Genomic DNA, 3463 nt, shown 5'->3' on the forward strand with positions numbered 1-3463 from the left:
AGAAGCGACATCCTGAAAGGTTTCGAAACCCTCATAGCGGGGAAAAAACTGTTCGGCGCGGAGATCAATCCGGAAGTGCTGAAAAAAAGCGGATCGAAGCGCAGTTTCCTCATCTCGAAAACTCCGCCGAAAAAGAAGCTCATGTCTACCTGGGCGAAAATATCTGACAATCAGTTCTCCCCGGACAGCTTTTTCCAGATGCTGTCCGTTACCATAGGCGGCTTCGAACACAGGGAGAACATGCTCCTCTTCGGCAGAGACAGGATCATTTACAACACGCAGATTTTCCATGGAGACAGGTCGATCGGAGAAATGACCCTCTTTTTTTATACCCTCTTCGACGAGGCATTCGGCATCTGGGCCTACCTGAAACGGAAAAGGCTGAAAGTCATGTATATCGACACCATATGGCTGGAAAAGCAGAGTTCCGGGTATGCATCCGACCTGTTTCGATACTACGAAAAGCTCTTCCATGACATCGGCTTTCACCAGTTCAGGCTCAAAGCCTCCCTTTCGGTGGGAAAGTATTACTGGGCAAAGGAGGGGTTTGACTGCCTCGAGAAGGCCCAGCTGAAGAAAAAGAAAGAGAGGATGCGTGCTCTCGTTCTGGAGAGAAATCTCCCCGTCACCGATGCAGAACTAAACCGCCTGAACCACATGTACGACTTCGCAGGCTTCAAAAGGGACGTTGCCGTTCCCGTCTACAGCAACAAAGATGGCTACTATTCCCTGGATAGGGACGACCACTACCCAAAGGTGCACCACTTTCCTCTCGGCAAGGCATTCCTGCTCACCCAGGACCCGTGGGACGGCTTCAAAATAATATACACGAACACGCCGAGAAGGACGGGTTTTGTCTATTCCAGCGACTGTCTCCTCCACAGAACGCGCACGGGGCATCCCGAGACCCCGAGGCGGGTGGAAAAGGTTTTGAGAGCAATCAACAAAAACGAGCTTCACCGCAGCCTGGTTTTCCTCGATCCCTATCTCCCCGACCGGGAGATGCTGGAAAAAGTCCACCTATCCCACTACCTGGATCAGTTCAGACAGAGCGTGTTGCAAGGGAAGAGCCAGTTTCAAACGAGGGACTGTTCGATTTCCCGTGAAAGCTACGATGCGGCTCTCCTGGCAGTTGGGGGGGTGATGGCCGGTGTCGACGCAGTGTTGAATCGAAGGGTGGAGAACGTCTTCTGCATGGTGAGGCCTCCGGGCCATCACGCCGGGTCCGACTATGCCATGGGATTCTGTTTTATCAACAACGTCGCCGTGGGCGCCCGGTACGCCAGAAAAGTCTACGGCGTGGAGAGGATATTCATCCTCGACTGGGACGTCCATCACGGGAACGGAACCCAGGATATCTTCTACGAGGATGATAGGACATTTTTCTGCAGCATCCACGAACATCCCACTTTCTGCTATCCCGGTACGGGAAGAAGGATGGACAGAGGTAAGGGAAAAGGATCGGGATTCACCCTGAACGTGCCTTTGAAACCCCACTCCGTTGACAGCGAAGTGGTGGAGGCATTTGAAAGGGAAGTCGTTCCCGCAATAGAAGGTTTCAGGCCCGACCTCATCATGGTATCAGCCGGATTTGACGCCCACAAAGACGATCCCATAGCGGGGCTCGACCTTTCGGAACTATCATTTGAATACATGACGCAAAGGGTCTGTGAGATAGCCGATAAGCACTGCGAGGGCCGGATCGTCTCGGTCCTCGAGGGCGGGTATAACAGCGCGTCTCTGACATCGTCAATTCTTGCACACCTCAAAACCCTTCAGGGGAGGAGCGAACTATGTATGTCGGGAAAAGGATGACCAAAGAGGTGGTATCGGTAAGTCCCGGTGACTCCCTGAAACATGCAAACCACCTGTTGAAGACGAACGCTATCCAACACCTTCCCGTCGTTGTTGGAGAGAACCTCGTGGGAATCGTATCGGGGGCGGATATCAGAAACTCCACCCTGGAAGAATCCTCGGTGGGGAAAAACGGAGAGATGATTATCAGGGATCGCAACGTAGGGGAGATCATGGTGAAGGATGTCATCACGGTAAGCCCCTGGGATACGATAGAAGACGCCCTCCTCATTTTTCACGCGAAGCGGTTCGGTGCCCTCCCGGTAGTCGAGGGGGAGAAGCTCGTCGGGATCATCACGAAACTGGATATTCTCACCGCATTTATCGATACGCTCAGCATCAAGGAGCTCGGCGTCCGCATCGAGGTCATTCTCGGCAAGGAGAGCGATCACCTCAAGTCCCTGGTTCAACGGATCGGCGAATTGGGCCTCGATGTCAAGAGTCTCGTCCTTTCCCCCTTCCGCGATGGCTACGTCGCCTTCATCAGGATCTCAACGATAGACGTGGCTGCCGTGAAGAAGGGGCTCAGGGATTCCGGCTTTACCGTGCCGGAACTTACAGATTTTCTCGGCTGACCGTGGTCCTAGAGAATTACCCGTGCGTCCAGGACGACCAGTCCTTTCTCGTACACAGCAACGGGGTTCAGATCGAGTTCGCTGATGCGAGGGTTTTCCTCGATCAGTCGAGAGAGCCGCTCGCCGAGCTCGGCTATGGCGTCTACGTCTGCCGGGGGCCTGCCGCGCACTCCTTCAAGAACCCTCCTTCCCCTCAGATCCCCGATCATGTCGATCACGCCCTCCTTTGACAGCGGCAGCATTCGGAAAGTAACGTCTTTTAAGACTTCCACGAAGATTCCACCGAGGCCGAATGCCAGGGCATGCCCGAACTGCTCGTCCCTCGTTACCCCGAGCATGACCTCCGTTCCCGGTTCCATCTGGCGGGCGACGAGAAGACCGTCATAACTCACTCCCCTGGAATCGAAGCGGTTGCAGAGTTCGTCGAAGGCCCGGAGCGCGTCATCGGCGGAATGAACGTTCAACACGATTCCCCCCTCGTCCGATTTATGAATGACTTCGGATGAGTTTACCTTGAGCACCACCGGGTAGCCGAGGGCATCTCCGTATCTTCTCACATCATCGTGTTTTGTGACCCTGAAATAGGGAGAGACGGCTATGCCGTATCTCTCCAGAAGGGCAAAAGCGTCGACGGGAGTGAGCATGTTCCCCGCCGCTTTCTCTTCCCCGTGGGGTAAGGATTCCCTGGTCTCGGGTATTCTCCCCAGCTTGAGGTAAACAGAAGCGGCCTTGACCGCCCTCTCCGGTGTGGGAAAGACCGCGATCTTGCGCTCCCCCATCTTTACCCTCTCCTCGCGCTCGACATCGGCACCGCCAAGGTAGGCAACGAGATGGCATTTATCAGCGGAAACGATATCAACGGCGCCGGGAACGGGATCGCCGAAAATAGGCATGACGATATCGTAATCTTTTTCCGCCATATCCATGACCCTCTTGAACATTGCCGCATCCGCATCGCCTGTCAGGTCAATGGGATTGACCGTAATGCAATGAGGCGGGATAACCTTGGAGATCTCCTCGGCCACTGCCGGCTT

3 protein-coding genes are annotated in these 3463 nt (G+C 54.5%); 2 read left to right on the forward strand and 1 reads right to left on the reverse strand.

Going from position 1 to position 3463, the window contains the following annotated elements:
- Both GTN70_11515 and GTN70_11520 read left to right on the forward strand, forming a co-directional pair.
- Positions 1-1815 (forward strand): hypothetical protein (locus GTN70_11515; protein ID NIO17587.1); only part of this gene is annotated, 1815 nt, incomplete at its 5' end.
- A complete protein-coding gene (locus GTN70_11520) occupies positions 1794-2429 on the forward strand; it encodes a CBS domain-containing protein (protein ID NIO17588.1) in 636 nt (211 codons plus the stop codon). The genes GTN70_11515 and GTN70_11520, both read left to right, overlap by 22 nt.
- Before the next feature lie 8 nt (positions 2430-2437).
- On the opposite strand, the gene GTN70_11525 is transcribed toward GTN70_11520, so the two are convergent.
- The coding region (locus GTN70_11525; protein NIO17589.1) for a hypothetical protein at positions 2438-3463 on the reverse strand (1026 nt) is incomplete at its 5' end.

The sequence above is a fragment of the Deltaproteobacteria bacterium genome, assembly GCA_011773515.1.
GTDB lineage: Bacteria > Desulfobacterota > Deferrimicrobia > J040 > J040 > WVXK01.